Source organism: Chryseobacterium herbae (assembly GCF_025154075.1).
Classification (GTDB): Bacteria; Bacteroidota; Bacteroidia; order Flavobacteriales; family Weeksellaceae; genus Chryseobacterium; species Chryseobacterium herbae.
Genome location: NZ_JAOAMU010000007.1, coordinates 242,845 through 257,386, shown reverse-complemented (window position 1 = coordinate 257,386; position 14,542 = coordinate 242,845). Strand labels below are relative to the sequence as shown.

Below are 14,542 nucleotides of genomic sequence, written 5' to 3'. Positions count from 1 at the left end.
TTTTTCTATTTTCAATAAATAATTTTACTGTTTTTTATCATGATTGATCAGCTTAATCGCATAGTAGGTAAGCAGCGTGGTCAGGACGAAATAAGGGATAATGAAATGAAATTTATAGCCTGGAATCACTTCAAAGTTTAATTTTTCTTTAATTAGATACATTAAACCGAATTTTAAAAGGATCAGACCGATTACAGCCAGTCCCAAAAATTCCGGAACTACTCTATTAATTAAAACAATCATTGTAATCATCAGCATGAACATTACACTTAAAAAAAGATAAAATTTAACAATAATAATCTCATCTAAGTGAAAAACAAATTTCCAAAGGGAAAAATGGATCAGAAATGTTAAAAAGAATAATACCGTAACTAAGATATTAGGATTTAATTTCATTATAAACTTATTTTCAACCTCTATTTCTACGAGGTTTATTTTAACTGATCGCAAAAATAGACTTTTTCTATCGTATTTTCATATGATTTGATTTTTATCATTTTTTCCATATATATAATATTACGTGTCCGAACACTTTGCATATGCTAAAAATTCCTTATTTTTGCAAACCTATAATTTACAATAAATATGTTTAATAGTTTACAGGATAAATTAGACAAGGCTCTACATAATATTTCCGGACGCGGAAAAATCACAGAGATTAACGTGGCGGAAACCGTAAAGGAAATCCGCAGAGCGCTGGTAGATGCCGACGTTAACTATAAAGTCGCAAAAGATCTTACCAAAAGAGTTCAGGATAAAGCTTTAGGACAAAATGTTCTTACTTCCCTTACACCGGGACAGCTGATGACGAAAATCGTTCATGACGAATTAGTAGATCTGATGGGAGGTTCTCAGGAGGGAATCAATCTTTCAGGAAAACCAACCGTGATCCTTATTGCCGGTCTTCAGGGTTCTGGTAAGACGACTTTCTCCGGGAAACTGGCTCATTATTTAAAAACAAAAAGAACCAAGAAGCCTTTGTTGGTTGCCTGTGACGTTTACCGTCCAGCTGCGATTGACCAGCTTAAAGTATTGGGCGGCCAGATCGGAGTTCCGGTATTTACAGAGGAAGGTTCTACCAATCCTTCTACCATTGCTGAAAACGCGATTGCTTTTGCAAAGGCAAACGGTCATGATGTTGTGATCGTGGATACTGCAGGACGTCTTGCAATTGACGAGCAGATGATGAACGAGATCAAATCCGTTCATTATTTTATCAAACCTGAAGAAACCCTTTTCGTAGTAGACTCCATGACAGGTCAGGATGCTGTAAATACAGCTAAAGCATTCAACGATGCACTGAACTTTGACGGGGTTGTTCTTACAAAATTAGACGGTGATACAAGAGGGGGTGCTGCTTTGACGATCCGTTCTGTAGTGGAAAAACCAATCAAATTCATCTCTACCGGTGAGAAAATGGAAGCTTTAGATCTTTTCTACCCGGAAAGAATGGCGGACAGAATCTTAGGAATGGGAGACGTAGTTTCCTTAGTAGAAAGAGCTCAGGAGCAGTTTGATGAAGAAGAAGCTAAAAAACTACACAAGAAGATCGCTAAAAACGAATTCGGTTTTGATGACTTCCTTAAGCAGATCAACCAGATCAAGAAGATGGGTAATATGAAAGACCTTATGGGAATGATTCCAGGGGTTGGAAAAGCCATCAAGGATGTTGAGATCAGTGATGATGCATTCAAACATATTGAAGCGATCATTTACTCTATGACTCCTGACGAAAGAAGAACGCCTTCTATCATCAATACGCAGAGAAAACAGAGAATTGCAAAAGGAGCGGGAAGAAAAATTGAAGATGTAAATCAACTGATGAAGCAGTTTGAGCAAATGGGGAAAATGATGAAGATGATGCAGGGACCTCAGGGAAAACAGATGATGCAGATGATGAGCAAAATGCCAAACATGCCTGGAATGGGCGGAATGATGGGCAAATAATTAAGCTTACAGCCACAAGACATAAAAAAACTCTCAGAAATTCTGAGAGTTTTTTTGTTTTATTTTATCTTATTTGAATTTGTATCCCAATCCGATCTGGAAGAAATTCATTTTCAATTTTTCGTCATTTACAGGATCTTTGATCATATTAGTAAGTCCGAAACTGTAACGTGCATCTACGAATAATCCTTTGTACACATTGTAATCAGCTCCAAAAAGCAAACCGAATTCTGTTGACTTCAGGTTGTCCTCAAAACTTTTCTCCAAAACTCTTTCGCCAGCGTTTAACACTTCCTGATTGGCAATTCCTCCGGATACATCTATATTTACTTTTGTGCTCGTTCTGAAACTTACAAAAGGTCCTGCGTACAATCCTAACTCAGGAGTGGCATAATATCTGGCCGTTACAGGAACTACAATTCTATTAAAATTGAATTTCTCTGTAACCGTCACTCCCATTGTGGAAACTTCAACTTTACCCCCTAAGTTGGCATATTGAACTTCTCCCTGTAAAGCAAATTTGTTATTTAATTTATGTTCAACCAAAGCCCCAACATAGAATCCTGATTTGGATTTCAAACCTCCGTTTACTCCATCCAGCACATCAATATCTTCGTTAGAATTTAACTTTGATAATGCATAACCTGCTTTTACACCAAATTTGGTCTGTGCATTCATGCCTGCAAAAAAAGCAAGCGCTGATGCCAATAAGATTTTTTTCATGATTATTATTGTATAAAATTTTATTCTTAGAGATAAAAAAAGCCCTAAAATAAATCTTAGGACTTTCTATTTTTACAAATGCTTTGTTAATTACTTAGCAAATACATATTTAACTCCGAAAGTTACAGAAGATAAATTCAAACCGAAGTTATAGTTGTTAGTAGCATCACCATTTTTTGGCTTATAGTTGCTGTAACCAAATTCTCCGATTGTAGCTTCGATAGACCAGTTTTTGTTTAAGAAATAATCTAAACCTGGCTTCACAGTAACACCAATCTGAGTATATTTAGCTTCAGTAGAAACTGAAGTTGAAGATGTAGTGCTTCCTGAAGTTACTGTTGAATTTTGTTCTGTTTCAGTTTTTCCAAACTGCATTGGCACTGCCAATTGTCCGAAAATAAATAACTTGTCAGATAAAGTCCAGTATTTTCTTACGAAAGGAGCAACAACAAAAGCTGGCTTCTTAATGATATCTTCGCTTACAAGGGTTGCACCAGGCAATGTTGTAGTAGATGTAGTTGTAGTTTTTTCAGTTTGGTATCCAACTCCAACTCCAACTGCTAAGTTTGTTCCTACGAAATATCCAACTGTAGGTAATACGTTGAAGTTTTCTTTCTTGTAGTTACCGTTATCGCTTTCTACTTGAGAATAACCAACAGATCCAGATAAATATGCAGTTCCTTTTGCAATCTGTGCATTAGATAAACCGAAAAGTGCAATTGCACCAGCTAATACTAATTTTTTCATTTTATAATAATTTTAATACTTTCTGAGGGCAAATTTACAGTGGGTCCCGCTAATATTAAAATTTGTTAACGTGATTAATATCATTGATAAACATTGGTGTTTTCCGAAAATAAAACGTACTAATTATAGGCTGTTGTTTTTTTCACAATATTTAGAATAAAAAATCTACAATTTATCATCAGAAGCGAAATATACTTAATTTTTTAAATTTTTCATTTTCTTTAAAATCGCCAATTATTTCTAATTATCATCAGTAAAAACAGTCTAAAACGTTAACATTTAAGAGATTAGTCTTAAAAAAAAGCAAAAGGCTGTTTTAATATGTTAAAACAACCTTTTCCAATATACATTAATAATGCAATTAAGCAGATATGTAGCAATGATAAGTTCCTTTAATAGAATACACTTCGCCTGCTGGTACATAATGGCCCGTTGTAGACGGTCCTGGAATAAGGAAGTAATAACCTGTCTGTTTACGGGAATCAATAATCTGATTCACATTAATATCAAAGGTCCATTTATCACGAGGGAATCCTTCATATTTAGCTGCGGTTAAATACAACATACAGTTGGAAGCCTGTATAAAATGGGTGTTTTTTAGTGCAAGGTTTTCATTATTAATTAAACCGATCTCATCCATATATTGGTCCCCTTCCGACAAATGTCTTTCAAGCAGTAAATTTCCACCTTTATCATATAGCTTATACCATCCACTACATATTTTTGATATAACTCCTTTTGCTGCTGGTTTCTGTGCAGCCATTTTGGTTCTCAACTGTACTTCTTTACTTCCTGCAAATTGCAAATAATCATAAGTGGTAGTACTTTCCAGATAATCTTTAAGACTATAAAATTCATCATCTTCTACTACCTTTTTATTATTATAAGTCATCGTTGCAGTTTTACCATTTATTTTATAGGCAATTTTCACTTCCTTATTCTCATTAGGATTTAAATCTTCACTCAATTGATCAGACTGACATGATAATGAAGATAAAATAATGGACAGGGCCAGTACAGCTTTAAGCTTTCTCATAATTTAAAAATTTAAATGTTATTAAGCAGTAAAAATACATCACCAATTAAAGATTAAAAAAGATAAACATATGACATTTATCACCAATGAGTGACCCTGTAAAAAAAAGAAAACTCCAGCCAAAAAGCCGGAGTTTGATGTATTATTCTTAATATTTCTTATTTAAGGAAGAAGTTGTACCCGATATTAACGGCACCTACGTTCCAGCTGGCGGTATACCAACCATAGTCACGTCTGTTGCTGATCGTCTGGTATCCTAAGTAAAGCTCACCTTTCTTCATCTGGTAACCAAATTTAGGCTGTGCATAGAAACCACCGTCTACTCCATCTTTTACAGAAATTCCATATCCAAGATCTAAACCTACAAAGATAGGAGCTCCTGAGAATTTGTATTTTCCGGAAACTGCTACAGGAATAAACCCGAAATCATCAAAATTATCTTTTCCGAAGAAATGAGAATATCCTGTGGCAACCCCAAGGTCAAGACCTTTGGTAATGTTCCACATATAGGCAGCATCTACTCCTAATGTAAATGAAGATGCATTGCTGGCATCACTTACCGGAATACCGATGTGACCTCCCAGCTTAAACCCTTCCTGCGCGTGTGCTGCACCACCTAATAGCGCAAAAGCACCTAGTAAAAATAGTTTTTTCATTATTTAAATAGTTTGATTGATACCACAAAATTAGTAATTATTTTCTTCATTAACATAAAATTAACAAAGTTCATTCGTGGCAACAATAAAAAAGCGGGACAATATTTTGTCCCGCTCTATATCTTTTTAATAAGATTCTAAAGAATTAGTTCCCTCCGAATTTGAAACCTATACCTACCTGTAAGAAGCTGTTTGTGGTTTTCTCACCATTAACAGGGTTTTTATCTAAATTAGATACCCCCATATTATATCTGGCATCAAAGAATAATCCGTTTTCCAATGCATACTCAGCACCTAAGAAAGGAGCAATATTAAAAGTATTCGTCTGGTCTTTAATATCCGTTTCATCATCAATCCCCAATTCTATTCCAGGGATTAATCCTCCTAAATTCAAGTCGGTAACCGTTTTAGATTTTGCCGTAAGGATATATCCAAAACTAGCACCTGCAGAAACCGATAACCCTTCTGTAATAAAATATTTAGCAGAAACAGGAACCAATAAAGTCCCAAAAGTCATTTTATTCTGAACTTTGACGAAGTCTTCATCTTCATTCTCAACACTTTCGGAAACCTTCCCTCCTAATTGAGAATATAAAACCTCTCCCTGTAAACCAAATTTGTCACTGATTTTATACTCAACCATACCTCCTACATAGAAAGTATGTAACGGATCTGTACTTTCTGACTCTCCGCTGCTTTTAAATTTAAGGGTAGATAAAGAATAGCCGGCTTTTGGACCGAATCTTAATTCCTGAGCGCTTATGTTTGCGCCTAGTACAGCGACTGCTGCAATAAGTAGAATTTTTTTCATGAGTTATTGTTAGTATTCGGCTGTAAAACTAAGCCTTTTTTTTAAAACACCAAATAGTGGCTAAAAATATTCTCATAAACAAATAATACCAGGTATAAAATTCAATAAAATCTTACCTTAAAAAAAACAGAGTTGAAGTCATTCCCATTTAATCCTTAAGTCTTTTATCTTCCTCGTTGTATGCTAAAATAATCTTTTTCACTACCGGATGCCTTACTACATCCTCTTCTGTAAGGTGTACAAAACCGATTTCTTTAACGTCTTTCAGAATTCTCATCGCTTCCTTCAGCCCCGATTGTTGTTTCGGCGGTAAATCAATCTGCGTAGGATCTCCGGTGATAATGAACTTTGCATTCATCCCCATTCTGGTCAGGAACATCTTCATCTGGGCATGCGTTGTATTCTGTGCTTCATCAAGAATCACAAAAGCATCATCAAGCGTACGTCCTCTCATAAAAGCCAGTGGAGCCACTTCAATCACTTTTTTCTCCATAAAACCTTCCAGCTTTTCGTGAGGGATCATATCTCTCAGCGCATCATATAAAGGCTGTAAATACGGATCCAGCTTCTCTTTAAGGTCTCCCGGAAGGAACCCAAGACTCTCACCTGCTTCCACGGCAGGTCTTGTGAGGACAATTCTTTTCACTTCCTTATCTCTCAAAGCTCTCGCCGCCAACGCCACACTGGTATACGTTTTTCCCGTTCCTGCAGGACCAATGGCAAAAACCATATCTTTTTTCTCGGTTTCTTTTACCAGTCTTTTAAGGTTGGTGGTTTTAGCTTTAATGATCTTACCGTTAACTCCTTTTACAATGATATCCTGATCGAAAACCAAATGTTTTTCATTCTCATCTTTGATATTCAGGACATTTTCAACGTCTTTCAGAGCAATAGAATTGTTTTTGGAAATAAATTTTATGAGATCATCCAGTTTTAGTTTTAGTATGTCTAAAGCCTCCTGATTCCCCATCGCGAAGATGAAATGATCTCTTCCGGTGATCTTAAGCGTCGGAAAGCTTGATTTTAACAAATTGAAATATTGATTATTAACGCCATAGAAGGTCTTTACATCGACATCTTCCAAATCATATGTTAATTCGAACATGCAGTATTTTATTTTTATTAGATTTTAAAATTAAAGCTTTTTTTCAAATTTCTATCAATTCTTTTCTACAATCTTTCGGGCTTTCTTTTTATTTTAAATAACTTTGCAGGAAACACTATTTATTCTACTACCAATTCATGTCAATTATTACCCTTACTTCGGATTTCGGAAATTTAGATTACAGAGTCGCCGCTGTGAAAGGCAAGGTCCTGTCTCTAAACCCTAAGGTGAATATTATTGATATAACCCACGATATCCAGGCATTCAACCTTATACAGACCTCGTATATCGTGCGGAATGCATATAAATATTTTCCTAAAGGCACCATTCATATCCTGTCTGTAGACAGCTTTTATCATAAATCAAGAAAAAATATACTCTATAAAGCGGACGGCTCGTATTTTCTGGCGGCAGATAACGGACTTTTGGGTCTGGTATTTTTCGACATCAAACCGGAAGCGATCTATGAAATCACCCTGAATACCCGATTTGACGACATCGTTAATTTCACTTCAACAGACGTTTTTGTCCCTGTGGCAGTACATTTGGCGAATGGCGGGCTCCCCGAAGTCATCGGACGGAAAATAGATTCAGCCAAAGAACTTCTTTTCCCGAAACCGGTCTTCAATGAATCTGAAAAGATGATTATTGGGGAAGTTACCTATATTGATAATTTCGGAAATATAATCTCAAATATCAGTAAAGACTTTTTTGAAAGCACCGGAAAAGGCAACGAAGGTTTTACTATAAAATTCAGAAATTTAACACTTTCAAGAGTGTTTTCAAGTCATACGGAAGTGGTTTCGGATTGGGAAAGGGAAACAGAATTCCATGGACAGTCTGCAGCGATCTTCAATGACAGTCAGCTTTTGGAGCTTACGATCTATAAAGGAAGTAAGAAAAACGGGGCTAAAAGCTTGTTTGGGCTTAATGTAGGCGAGAATATTTATGTTGAATTTGTCTAACATTATATATTTCATAAAAAAACCGATTTTTTTTATATATTTGTCAAAATCTAAAAATTAAAAATGGCAGAATACAAATTATTGCTTCCTTCCATGGGAGAAGGTGTTATGGAAGCGACGATTATCACTTGGTTATTTAATGAAGGTGATAATGTAAAAGAGGATGATTCCGTAGTTGAAATTGCAACAGATAAGGTAGATTCAGACGTTCCGACACCAGTTTCGGGGAAAATTGTAAAAATCCTGAAGCAGAAGGACGAGGTTGCTAAAGTTGGTGAGGCCATTGCCATTTTAGAAATTGAAGGAGAAGGCGGAAATACAGCTTCAGAAGAAGTGAAAACAGAAGCTCCTGCATCCACTCCTGACACTGAAACTTTAAAAACCATTGAAGAGCCTTTACAGGCTGCAGCTAATGTAGAATTCTCAGGAGATCTTTACCTGTCGCCATTAGTAAAATCTATTGCACAACAGGAAAACATTTCTGAAACTGAACTGAAAACTATTAAAGGAAGCGGTTTAGAAGGAAGAATTACAAAAGAAGACATATTAGCATACGTTTCCAACAGAGGAAGCCAGCCGGCTCCTGTACAACAGGCTTCGGCTCCGGCAGTAGTAAAAGCTCCGGTTTCAACACCTGTCTCTACAGTTTCTACAGCAGCAGGCGATGAGATCATTCCAATGGACAGAATGAGAAAGATCATTGCTGAGAACATGGTAAAAGCAAAACATATTGCTCCACACGTGACTTCTTTCATTGAAACAGATGTGACCAACGTTGTAAAATGGAGAAACAAGCACAAAGATATTTTCGAAAAACGTGAAGGTGAAAAATTGACGTTCATGCCTATTTTCGTGAAAGCTATTGTGAAAGCTATTCAGGATTTCCCAATGATCAATGTTTCTATCAGTGGTGAAAACATCATTAAGAAGAAAAATATCAACATCGGTATGGCAACTGCTTTACCAGACGGAAACCTTATCGTTCCGGTGATTAAAAATGCTGACCAGTTATCCCTTTCAGGTTTAGCTAAAGCAATCAACGACTTAGCGTATAGAGCGAGAAACAAGAAATTAAGACCGGAAGATACACAAGGTGCTACGTACACGATTTCTAATGTAGGAAGTTTTGGAAACCTGATGGGTACGCCTATTATTCCTCAACCTCAGGTAGCGATTTTAGCAATCGGTGCTATCGTGAAGAAGCCTGCAGTTCTTGAAACTAAAGACGGTGACGTGATTGCAATCCGTCAGCTGATGTTTATGTCTCACTCGTATGACCACAGAGTGGTAGACGGATCTTTAGGTGGAATGATGCTTAAGCATGTTCATGACTATCTTCAGAACTGGGATCTGAACACAGAAATATAAAAACAAAAAAAACCATAATCTAAATAAGAGCATGAAAAACGCAACATTAATTGCCATGATTTCAGTAGGAACAATTATCCTTATTGATCTTGTTCAAATTATTGCCAGTTTTTTTGAGTTCTACTCCATGGGCTTATTTAGATTATTCGGAATTTTAAACCTGATTGCTTTTGTCGGGGTATTGCAATTCTTTGTGAAACTTTACAATAAGCAAAAAGAATGAATAAAGAGCTGAGAGAGCTGTTTGAGATCAAGCAGGAAGACAAAGAGAAAAAGGTCAGTCAACCCACTGATCAAAACATTAAAAATCATATTTTAATACGTCTTGCTGTTGTTATCATCGGAACACTTGGTTTTGTTTTTCTAATCAATATCAATGAATCACAGGGATGGGAAGTAGTGGCTTTGCTTATATTTATGGCTATTTTCCACGCCATCTGGCTTCTTTATATCATCATTGAAGCGATGATTCTGCAGAGCAAAAAAGAGTTTATTCTCAGGAATATTAATCTTGTTTTTATCCTTATACTCTTATTAATTTACGGTATCGGAGGTATTTTCCTTTTCGGATTCGCCTGATACTTACATACAACGTAAAAAGCTTCCTCCGGGAAGCTTTTTTGTTTTAACTATCATGTTTAAGACCTTTCAATTTTAAATAGTGGGAGCTTTTTGAAAATTTTGTTTCACGCAAAGTCTGATTTAAAGAACGCTTAATTTTTGAGAAGGCAAAGAGTTCGACTACATCGCTGATGAAGCTATAAAGAATAGAAGAAAAATGGATTTTGCACTGATACTTGTGATATCGTTTTAAACATTTAATAATCGCAAGGATAAACAAAGGCATTTCATTTATCAAAATAAAACAAAGCATCAGAAATTTTAGGGCTTTAATTTATTCTAAAAATCGTATTTCGGAAATAAGTGAAACGCCTTTGTTTATCTTAATTTTAAAGTAATTAAAATCAATTCTTTGTTTTTCATTGCGTTAAAAAAATCTCTTTTTCTCTTGCACTTTTAATCCTACTCTCCTTTCAGATGACCTATCACTTTTCCTCTATGTGCTTCGCCCCAATTAATAAGTTCCATGATTAAAGGTTTTAATGATTTTCCGTGGTTTGTAAGCTCATATTCCGCCTGAGCTGAATAGATTGAAGTTCTTCTGATCAGCAGGTTTGTTTCAAGCTTTTTAAGCTCAATAGAAAGCATTCTGTCTGTGATTTGACTGATCAATACTGATATTTCCCGGAATCTTTTAGGCTCGTCCAGAAGAACAGCAATGATTTTCATCCTCCATTTTCCGTTTACCGCTTCCAAAGCATCACCGATCGACAGCAATACTTTTGAGGAATTTAGCGGACATTGGGAGTTTCCCGGTTCTTCTTTCATGAGCTTGTCTTTTAAGTTCTACATTTGCAACATACAGTAAAAGTAAGAAACTTGCCCGACTAAGAAAAGTTAATTTAAGGAAGCCTGAAGCTGGAAGAAGAAACAACTGAAAACCTTTTTACTATTTTAGACTATTTCGAAATTAAGTATCCAATAGCCACTTCCATCATCCCTCTCCCATCTTCCAGCCTTTTACTTAAATTCATTTGCCTGAACAAACTCATTGAATTTTTTCGGATTTCTGCCTAAAACTTTTTGAATACCATCGCCTGTGCTCTCATTTCGGCCGTCTAAAATCTCATCAAATGCAACAGCCATATGTCCGGCTACGAATGGAGGTAAACCAACCTGTATCAGCAACTCTCTGTATTCATCTTTTTCCAGGAAATTGTATTGAATATTATGGTTAAGTTTGGCACCAATCATTTTAACAGCTTCTTCAAAGGTCAATAATTCACTTCCCGTTATCTCATAAATCTGCCCATCGTGCTTTTCATTCGTTAGACATTCAACGACTACATCAGACAGATCATCCAGATCCACAAACGGTTCTTTCACGGAGCCGGCCATGAAAGTAACCTCTCCCGACTGTACACCATGCAGAAAATGACCTTCACTAAAATTCTGATTAAACCACGCCGAACGTACAATAGACCATTTCAACGGAGAATTAATCAGGATATCCTCGCATTTCTCCACCGATTCCTGACCACGTCCTGAAAGCAAAACCGTTTTCGATACGGAATTTTCAACCATCCTGTCGACCAGTTCTGATAGCTGTTCCTGCGCGCCCGGAATGGAAGTATCCGGATGTACGATGTATACTTTATCTATATTTTTCAAGGCCTGATCATAAGTGGCAGTATCATTCCAATCGAAGAAACGGGTATCTTCATTCATTTCATCCTTCACGCGAACTGTAGAAAAGACGGTATATCCGAGAGTTTTCAATTTCTTCACCACATAGCGGCCATTTTTTCCACCGCCACCAATCACCAGAATATTCCCATTTATTGTTTTCATATTTTTTAATTTAGAGTACAAAATTATGTCTACTCAATGGATCGTTATGCTTAACTATCATTGAGTATAGCGTTCTCTTTATTCTGTTTTTTTCAATCAGCCATTATTAAAACGGTTTATTTTTTACAACAGATATTTTCAAATACCATCTAATTTTCCTATTTTTCAGTTCAATAAAATGTCCCGGTCCACAAATGCTGAAAATTTTCTACCTCCTACGAAAAGGCCTTAAAAAGTCTTTTGATAACATAAGAAACGAACAACTGAAGAACAATCTGCTTCAGGCGATTCCTTTCTGGATTGGTTCTGTAATCACTGGCTTTTTTGCGGTGATGTATGCTAAGATATTTGCATGGGGAGAACATTTGTTGAATTTCATGATGAACTGGCATGCGTGGATGATCTTCATTATTGCTCCGATCGGGTTTGTGCTTTCGTGGTGGCTGGTCAAAGAATTTGCCCCGAATGCCAAAGGAAGTGGAATTCCACAGGTTATGGCAGCTGTAGAACTAGCTAATCCGAAAGAACATACCAAAATCAGAAGTCTTTTAAGCCTTAAAATCATTGTTTTCAAAATCATTTCATCCGTTGTTCTGGTTATCGGCGGTGGCGCTGTAGGACGTGAAGGACCCACGATACAGATCGCAGGCTCAGTATTCAGAAAAGTCAATGAATATCTTCCGCACTGGTGGCCTAAAATCTCTAAGAAAAACATGATCATGACCGGTGCAGCGGCAGGTCTTGCGGCAGCATTCAATACTCCATTAGGAGGAATTGTATTTGCCGTAGAAGAACTTTCAAAAACGCACATCAACTATTTTAAGACGGCATTATTTACGGCTGTCATCATTGCCGGTTTAACAGCTCAGACTTTGGCGGGCTCCTATTTATATTTAGGATATCCGAAAACCAATGATGTTTCTTTAATGGTGATGTTTCCTATTATTCTTGTAGCAGGAACTGCCGGAATTCTGGCAAGCCAGCTTTCAGTCCTGATGCTCAAAATGAGTGACTGGAAGAAAAGAAAACTGAAAACCGATCAGGCTAATGTCATTTTTCTGGTGATCTGCGCACTGTTTATCGCTTCTATAGCCTACTTCATCAACAGAGAGATTCTTGGCTCCGGAAAGGAAATTATGGAACGTGTTCTTTTTACGAAAGACAAACATGAAGAATGGTATGTCCCGATCTTAAGAATGCTGGGTCCTGCCCTTTCTTTTACATCAGGCGGTGCAGGCGGAATTTTTGCTCCGGCACTTACTGCTGGCGCGAGTATTGGTTCTGTAATTTCAGGAGCCATTCATTTAACCCCTAACGAAACCAATGTGGTCATCCTTGCAGGAATGGTCGCTTTTCTTACCGGAATCACAAGAGCTCCGTTTACATCCGCTATTATTGTCCTCGAAATGACGGACAGACATTCCCTCATTTTCCATCTGATGCTGGCGGGAATGGTTTCATCCATTGCCTCCATTCTCGTGAGCAGGCATTCTCTATATGATGTGATTAAGGTGAATTTTCTGACGGAGATCAGGGGGAAAGAGTAGTTTCGGGATACGGGGTTCGGGTTTGAGAGTCGGAGAGTTTTTGGGTTTGAGAGTTTGGGGATGCAGGTTGTTTAAAGATGTTTGAGTGTAGCATCGTTGTTTGTTGCTAGTTACTCGTTTGTAGTAAATAGGTTGATACAATTATTGTGCTATCTCTAATATATTGATTAAATGCTTCGAACTGATATTTCCCGACTCTTACAACTTAAAATTCACCATTACTATTTTCTAACATTAATTTCAACCTTAACCTTAAAGTCTCATATCTCGTGTCTGATGTCTCATGTCTAATGTCTGATGTCTGAAATCCACCTACAAATATTCACTCCAAACATTGCATATTCCAAATAAATTTTCTAATTTTGCACCTCGAAATAATTAACAAATTCATTTAACATTATGAACAATTACGAAACTGTTTTCATTTTAACTCCCGTTCTATCTGATGCTCAGGTAGAGGAAGCAGTGAAAAAATTTGAAGATCTTTTAAAAGAAAAGAACTGTGAAATCGTTGCCAAAGAGAACTGGGGATTAAAAAAACTAGCTTATCCAATTCAATTGAAAAAGAATGGATTCTACACTTTAATCGAGTTTAAAGGTGAAGGTACTGTAGTTGCTGATTTAGAATTAGCATTCAAACGTGACGAGAGAGTAATCCGTTACCTGACTACAAAACTTGACAAGCACGCTGTTGAGTATGCTGTAACTAGAAGAACTAAAATCAAAGCGGCTAGAGCTTAATTATTAACCCTATTTTTTAAAAAAGACAAGACATGGCAATAGATGAAATGGCTAAACAAGCCTCAGCTGGAGGAGAATCAGAAGTAAAATTCCTTACTCCACTTGATATCAATACAAAATCTGAAAAGAAATATTGTAGATTCAAAAAATACGGAATTAAGCACGTTGATTACAAAGATGCTGACTTCTTATTACAGTTCGTAAACGAGCAAGGTAAGATCTTACCAAGAAGATACACTGGAACTTCTTTAAAATACCAAAGAAAAGTTTCTGCTGCTATCAAAAGAGCAAGACACCTTTCTTTACTACCTTACGTAGCTGACTTATTGAAATAAGACAAAAAAATAAATAGAAGAAGAGGGTAACCTCTTCTTTTGTTGCTGAATAAATAATTAATTCTAACGATTTTTAGATTAAAGAAAAGAAATAATTTCTAAGACATCAGTCTTTTTTCTTTTTTCTTTTTTCTTTTCTCTAGAACTAA

At 36.5% G+C, this 14,542-nt stretch carries 17 protein-coding genes; 8 read left to right on the top strand and 9 right to left on the bottom strand.

Going from position 1 to position 14,542, the window contains the following annotated elements:
* Nucleotides 1-24: 24 nt before the first annotated feature.
* Complete coding sequence (locus N0B48_RS20300; protein WP_259840988.1) at nucleotides 25-396, bottom strand: hypothetical protein; 372 nt, start codon at nucleotides 394-396, stop codon at nucleotides 25-27.
* Between the two features lie 189 nt (nucleotides 397-585).
* Here N0B48_RS20300 and ffh point away from each other — a divergent pair, with 189 nt between their 5' ends.
* Nucleotides 586-1,947, top strand: coding sequence for a signal recognition particle protein (gene ffh / locus N0B48_RS20295; RefSeq protein ID WP_259840986.1), 1,362 nt, complete (start codon nucleotides 586-588; stop codon nucleotides 1,945-1,947).
* Between the two features lie 69 nt (nucleotides 1,948-2,016).
* On the opposite strand, the gene N0B48_RS20290 is transcribed toward ffh, so the two are convergent.
* The 6 genes from N0B48_RS20290 to N0B48_RS20265 all read right to left on the bottom strand — a co-directional run bounded on the left by N0B48_RS20290 (nucleotide 2,017) and on the right by N0B48_RS20265 (nucleotide 7,025).
* The gene (locus tag N0B48_RS20290; RefSeq protein ID WP_259840984.1) at nucleotides 2,017-2,670 is read right to left on the bottom strand and encodes a porin family protein; all 654 of its coding nucleotides are present in this window, start codon (nucleotides 2,668-2,670) and stop codon (nucleotides 2,017-2,019) included.
* Nucleotides 2,671-2,760: 90 nt separating this feature from the next.
* Nucleotides 2,761-3,417, bottom strand: a complete 657-nt coding sequence (locus N0B48_RS20285) for an outer membrane beta-barrel protein (protein ID WP_259840982.1) — start codon at nucleotides 3,415-3,417, stop codon at nucleotides 2,761-2,763.
* A gap of 361 nt (nucleotides 3,418-3,778) precedes the next feature.
* The gene (locus tag N0B48_RS20280) at nucleotides 3,779-4,453 is read right to left on the bottom strand and encodes a hypothetical protein (RefSeq protein WP_259840980.1); all 675 of its coding nucleotides are present in this window, start codon (nucleotides 4,451-4,453) and stop codon (nucleotides 3,779-3,781) included.
* A gap of 158 nt (nucleotides 4,454-4,611) precedes the next feature.
* On the bottom strand, nucleotides 4,612-5,109 hold the full coding sequence (locus tag N0B48_RS20275; RefSeq protein WP_259840978.1) for a hypothetical protein: 498 nt from the start codon (nucleotides 5,107-5,109) through the stop codon (nucleotides 4,612-4,614).
* 145 nt (nucleotides 5,110-5,254) lie between these two features.
* A complete protein-coding gene (locus N0B48_RS20270) occupies nucleotides 5,255-5,920 on the bottom strand; it encodes a porin family protein (protein WP_259840976.1) in 666 nt (221 codons plus the stop codon).
* Nucleotides 5,921-6,068: 148 nt separating this feature from the next.
* Nucleotides 6,069-7,025, bottom strand: a complete 957-nt coding sequence (locus N0B48_RS20265; protein WP_090021803.1) for a PhoH family protein — start codon at nucleotides 7,023-7,025, stop codon at nucleotides 6,069-6,071.
* A 137-nt stretch (nucleotides 7,026-7,162) separates the two neighbouring features.
* Here N0B48_RS20265 and N0B48_RS20260 point away from each other — a divergent pair, with 137 nt between their 5' ends.
* The 4 genes from N0B48_RS20260 (at nucleotide 7,163) to N0B48_RS20245 (ending at nucleotide 9,937) form a co-directional block, all read left to right on the top strand.
* Complete coding sequence (locus N0B48_RS20260; RefSeq protein WP_259840972.1) at nucleotides 7,163-7,990, top strand: SAM hydrolase/SAM-dependent halogenase family protein; 828 nt, start codon at nucleotides 7,163-7,165, stop codon at nucleotides 7,988-7,990.
* Nucleotides 7,991-8,053: 63 nt separating this feature from the next.
* Nucleotides 8,054-9,358 carry a dihydrolipoamide acetyltransferase family protein gene (locus tag N0B48_RS20255; protein ID WP_259840970.1) on the top strand — a complete coding sequence of 435 codons (1,305 nt, stop codon included), beginning with the start codon at nucleotides 8,054-8,056 and terminating at the stop codon, nucleotides 9,356-9,358.
* A 31-nt stretch (nucleotides 9,359-9,389) separates the two neighbouring features.
* Nucleotides 9,390-9,581 (top strand): hypothetical protein, encoded by a 192-nt coding sequence (locus N0B48_RS20250; RefSeq protein WP_259840968.1) that lies wholly within the window; start codon nucleotides 9,390-9,392, stop codon nucleotides 9,579-9,581.
* A complete protein-coding gene (locus N0B48_RS20245) occupies nucleotides 9,578-9,937 on the top strand; it encodes a hypothetical protein (protein ID WP_259840966.1) in 360 nt (119 codons plus the stop codon). The genes N0B48_RS20250 and N0B48_RS20245 overlap by 4 nt, the downstream gene beginning before the upstream one ends.
* Before the next feature lie 444 nt (nucleotides 9,938-10,381).
* Here N0B48_RS20245 and N0B48_RS20240 read toward each other — a convergent pair whose 3' ends face one another.
* Nucleotides 10,382-10,747, bottom strand: a complete 366-nt coding sequence (locus tag N0B48_RS20240) for a winged helix-turn-helix transcriptional regulator (protein WP_259840964.1) — start codon at nucleotides 10,745-10,747, stop codon at nucleotides 10,382-10,384.
* A 192-nt stretch (nucleotides 10,748-10,939) separates the two neighbouring features.
* A complete protein-coding gene (locus N0B48_RS20235; protein ID WP_259840962.1) occupies nucleotides 10,940-11,770 on the bottom strand; it encodes an NmrA family NAD(P)-binding protein in 831 nt (276 codons plus the stop codon).
* 194 nt (nucleotides 11,771-11,964) lie between these two features.
* Here N0B48_RS20235 and N0B48_RS20230 point away from each other — a divergent pair, with 194 nt between their 5' ends.
* The 3 genes from N0B48_RS20230 (at nucleotide 11,965) to rpsR (ending at nucleotide 14,393) form a co-directional block, all read left to right on the top strand.
* Nucleotides 11,965-13,317: a chloride channel protein gene (locus N0B48_RS20230; RefSeq protein ID WP_259840960.1), complete on the top strand. Its 1,353-nt coding sequence runs from the start codon at nucleotides 11,965-11,967 to the stop codon at nucleotides 13,315-13,317.
* Nucleotides 13,318-13,716: 399 nt separating this feature from the next.
* Complete coding sequence (gene rpsF / locus N0B48_RS20225; RefSeq protein WP_034706729.1) at nucleotides 13,717-14,058, top strand: 30S ribosomal protein S6; 342 nt, start codon at nucleotides 13,717-13,719, stop codon at nucleotides 14,056-14,058.
* A gap of 32 nt (nucleotides 14,059-14,090) precedes the next feature.
* A complete protein-coding gene (rpsR, locus tag N0B48_RS20220; protein ID WP_034706728.1) occupies nucleotides 14,091-14,393 on the top strand; it encodes a 30S ribosomal protein S18 in 303 nt (100 codons plus the stop codon).
* The last annotated feature ends 149 nt before the right edge of the window (nucleotides 14,394-14,542 follow it).

Excerpts from the sequence above, each read along its gene's own strand:
- N0B48_RS20300 (WP_259840988.1), bottom strand. The coding sequence starts at position 396 with ATGAAATTAAATCCTAATATCTTAGTTACGGTATTATTCTTTTTAACA.
- ffh (WP_259840986.1), top strand. The coding sequence starts at position 586 with ATGTTTAATAGTTTACAGGATAAATTAGACAAGGCTCTACATAATATT.
- N0B48_RS20290 (WP_259840984.1), bottom strand. The coding sequence starts at position 2,670 with ATGAAAAAAATCTTATTGGCATCAGCGCTTGCTTTTTTTGCAGGCATG.
- N0B48_RS20285 (WP_259840982.1), bottom strand. The coding sequence starts at position 3,417 with ATGAAAAAATTAGTATTAGCTGGTGCAATTGCACTTTTCGGTTTATCT.
- N0B48_RS20280 (WP_259840980.1), bottom strand. The coding sequence starts at position 4,453 with ATGAGAAAGCTTAAAGCTGTACTGGCCCTGTCCATTATTTTATCTTCA.
- N0B48_RS20275 (WP_259840978.1), bottom strand. The coding sequence starts at position 5,109 with ATGAAAAAACTATTTTTACTAGGTGCTTTTGCGCTATTAGGTGGTGCA.
- N0B48_RS20270 (WP_259840976.1), bottom strand. The coding sequence starts at position 5,920 with ATGAAAAAAATTCTACTTATTGCAGCAGTCGCTGTACTAGGCGCAAAC.
- N0B48_RS20265 (WP_090021803.1), bottom strand. The coding sequence starts at position 7,025 with ATGTTCGAATTAACATATGATTTGGAAGATGTCGATGTAAAGACCTTC.
- N0B48_RS20260 (WP_259840972.1), top strand. The coding sequence starts at position 7,163 with ATGTCAATTATTACCCTTACTTCGGATTTCGGAAATTTAGATTACAGA.
- N0B48_RS20255 (WP_259840970.1), top strand. The coding sequence starts at position 8,054 with ATGGCAGAATACAAATTATTGCTTCCTTCCATGGGAGAAGGTGTTATG.
- N0B48_RS20250 (WP_259840968.1), top strand. The coding sequence starts at position 9,390 with ATGAAAAACGCAACATTAATTGCCATGATTTCAGTAGGAACAATTATC.
- N0B48_RS20245 (WP_259840966.1), top strand. The coding sequence starts at position 9,578 with ATGAATAAAGAGCTGAGAGAGCTGTTTGAGATCAAGCAGGAAGACAAA.
- N0B48_RS20240 (WP_259840964.1), bottom strand. The coding sequence starts at position 10,747 with ATGAAAGAAGAACCGGGAAACTCCCAATGTCCGCTAAATTCCTCAAAA.
- N0B48_RS20235 (WP_259840962.1), bottom strand. The coding sequence starts at position 11,770 with ATGAAAACAATAAATGGGAATATTCTGGTGATTGGTGGCGGTGGAAAA.
- N0B48_RS20230 (WP_259840960.1), top strand. The coding sequence starts at position 11,965 with ATGCTGAAAATTTTCTACCTCCTACGAAAAGGCCTTAAAAAGTCTTTT.
- rpsF (WP_034706729.1), top strand. The coding sequence starts at position 13,717 with ATGAACAATTACGAAACTGTTTTCATTTTAACTCCCGTTCTATCTGAT.
- rpsR (WP_034706728.1), top strand. The coding sequence starts at position 14,091 with ATGGCAATAGATGAAATGGCTAAACAAGCCTCAGCTGGAGGAGAATCA.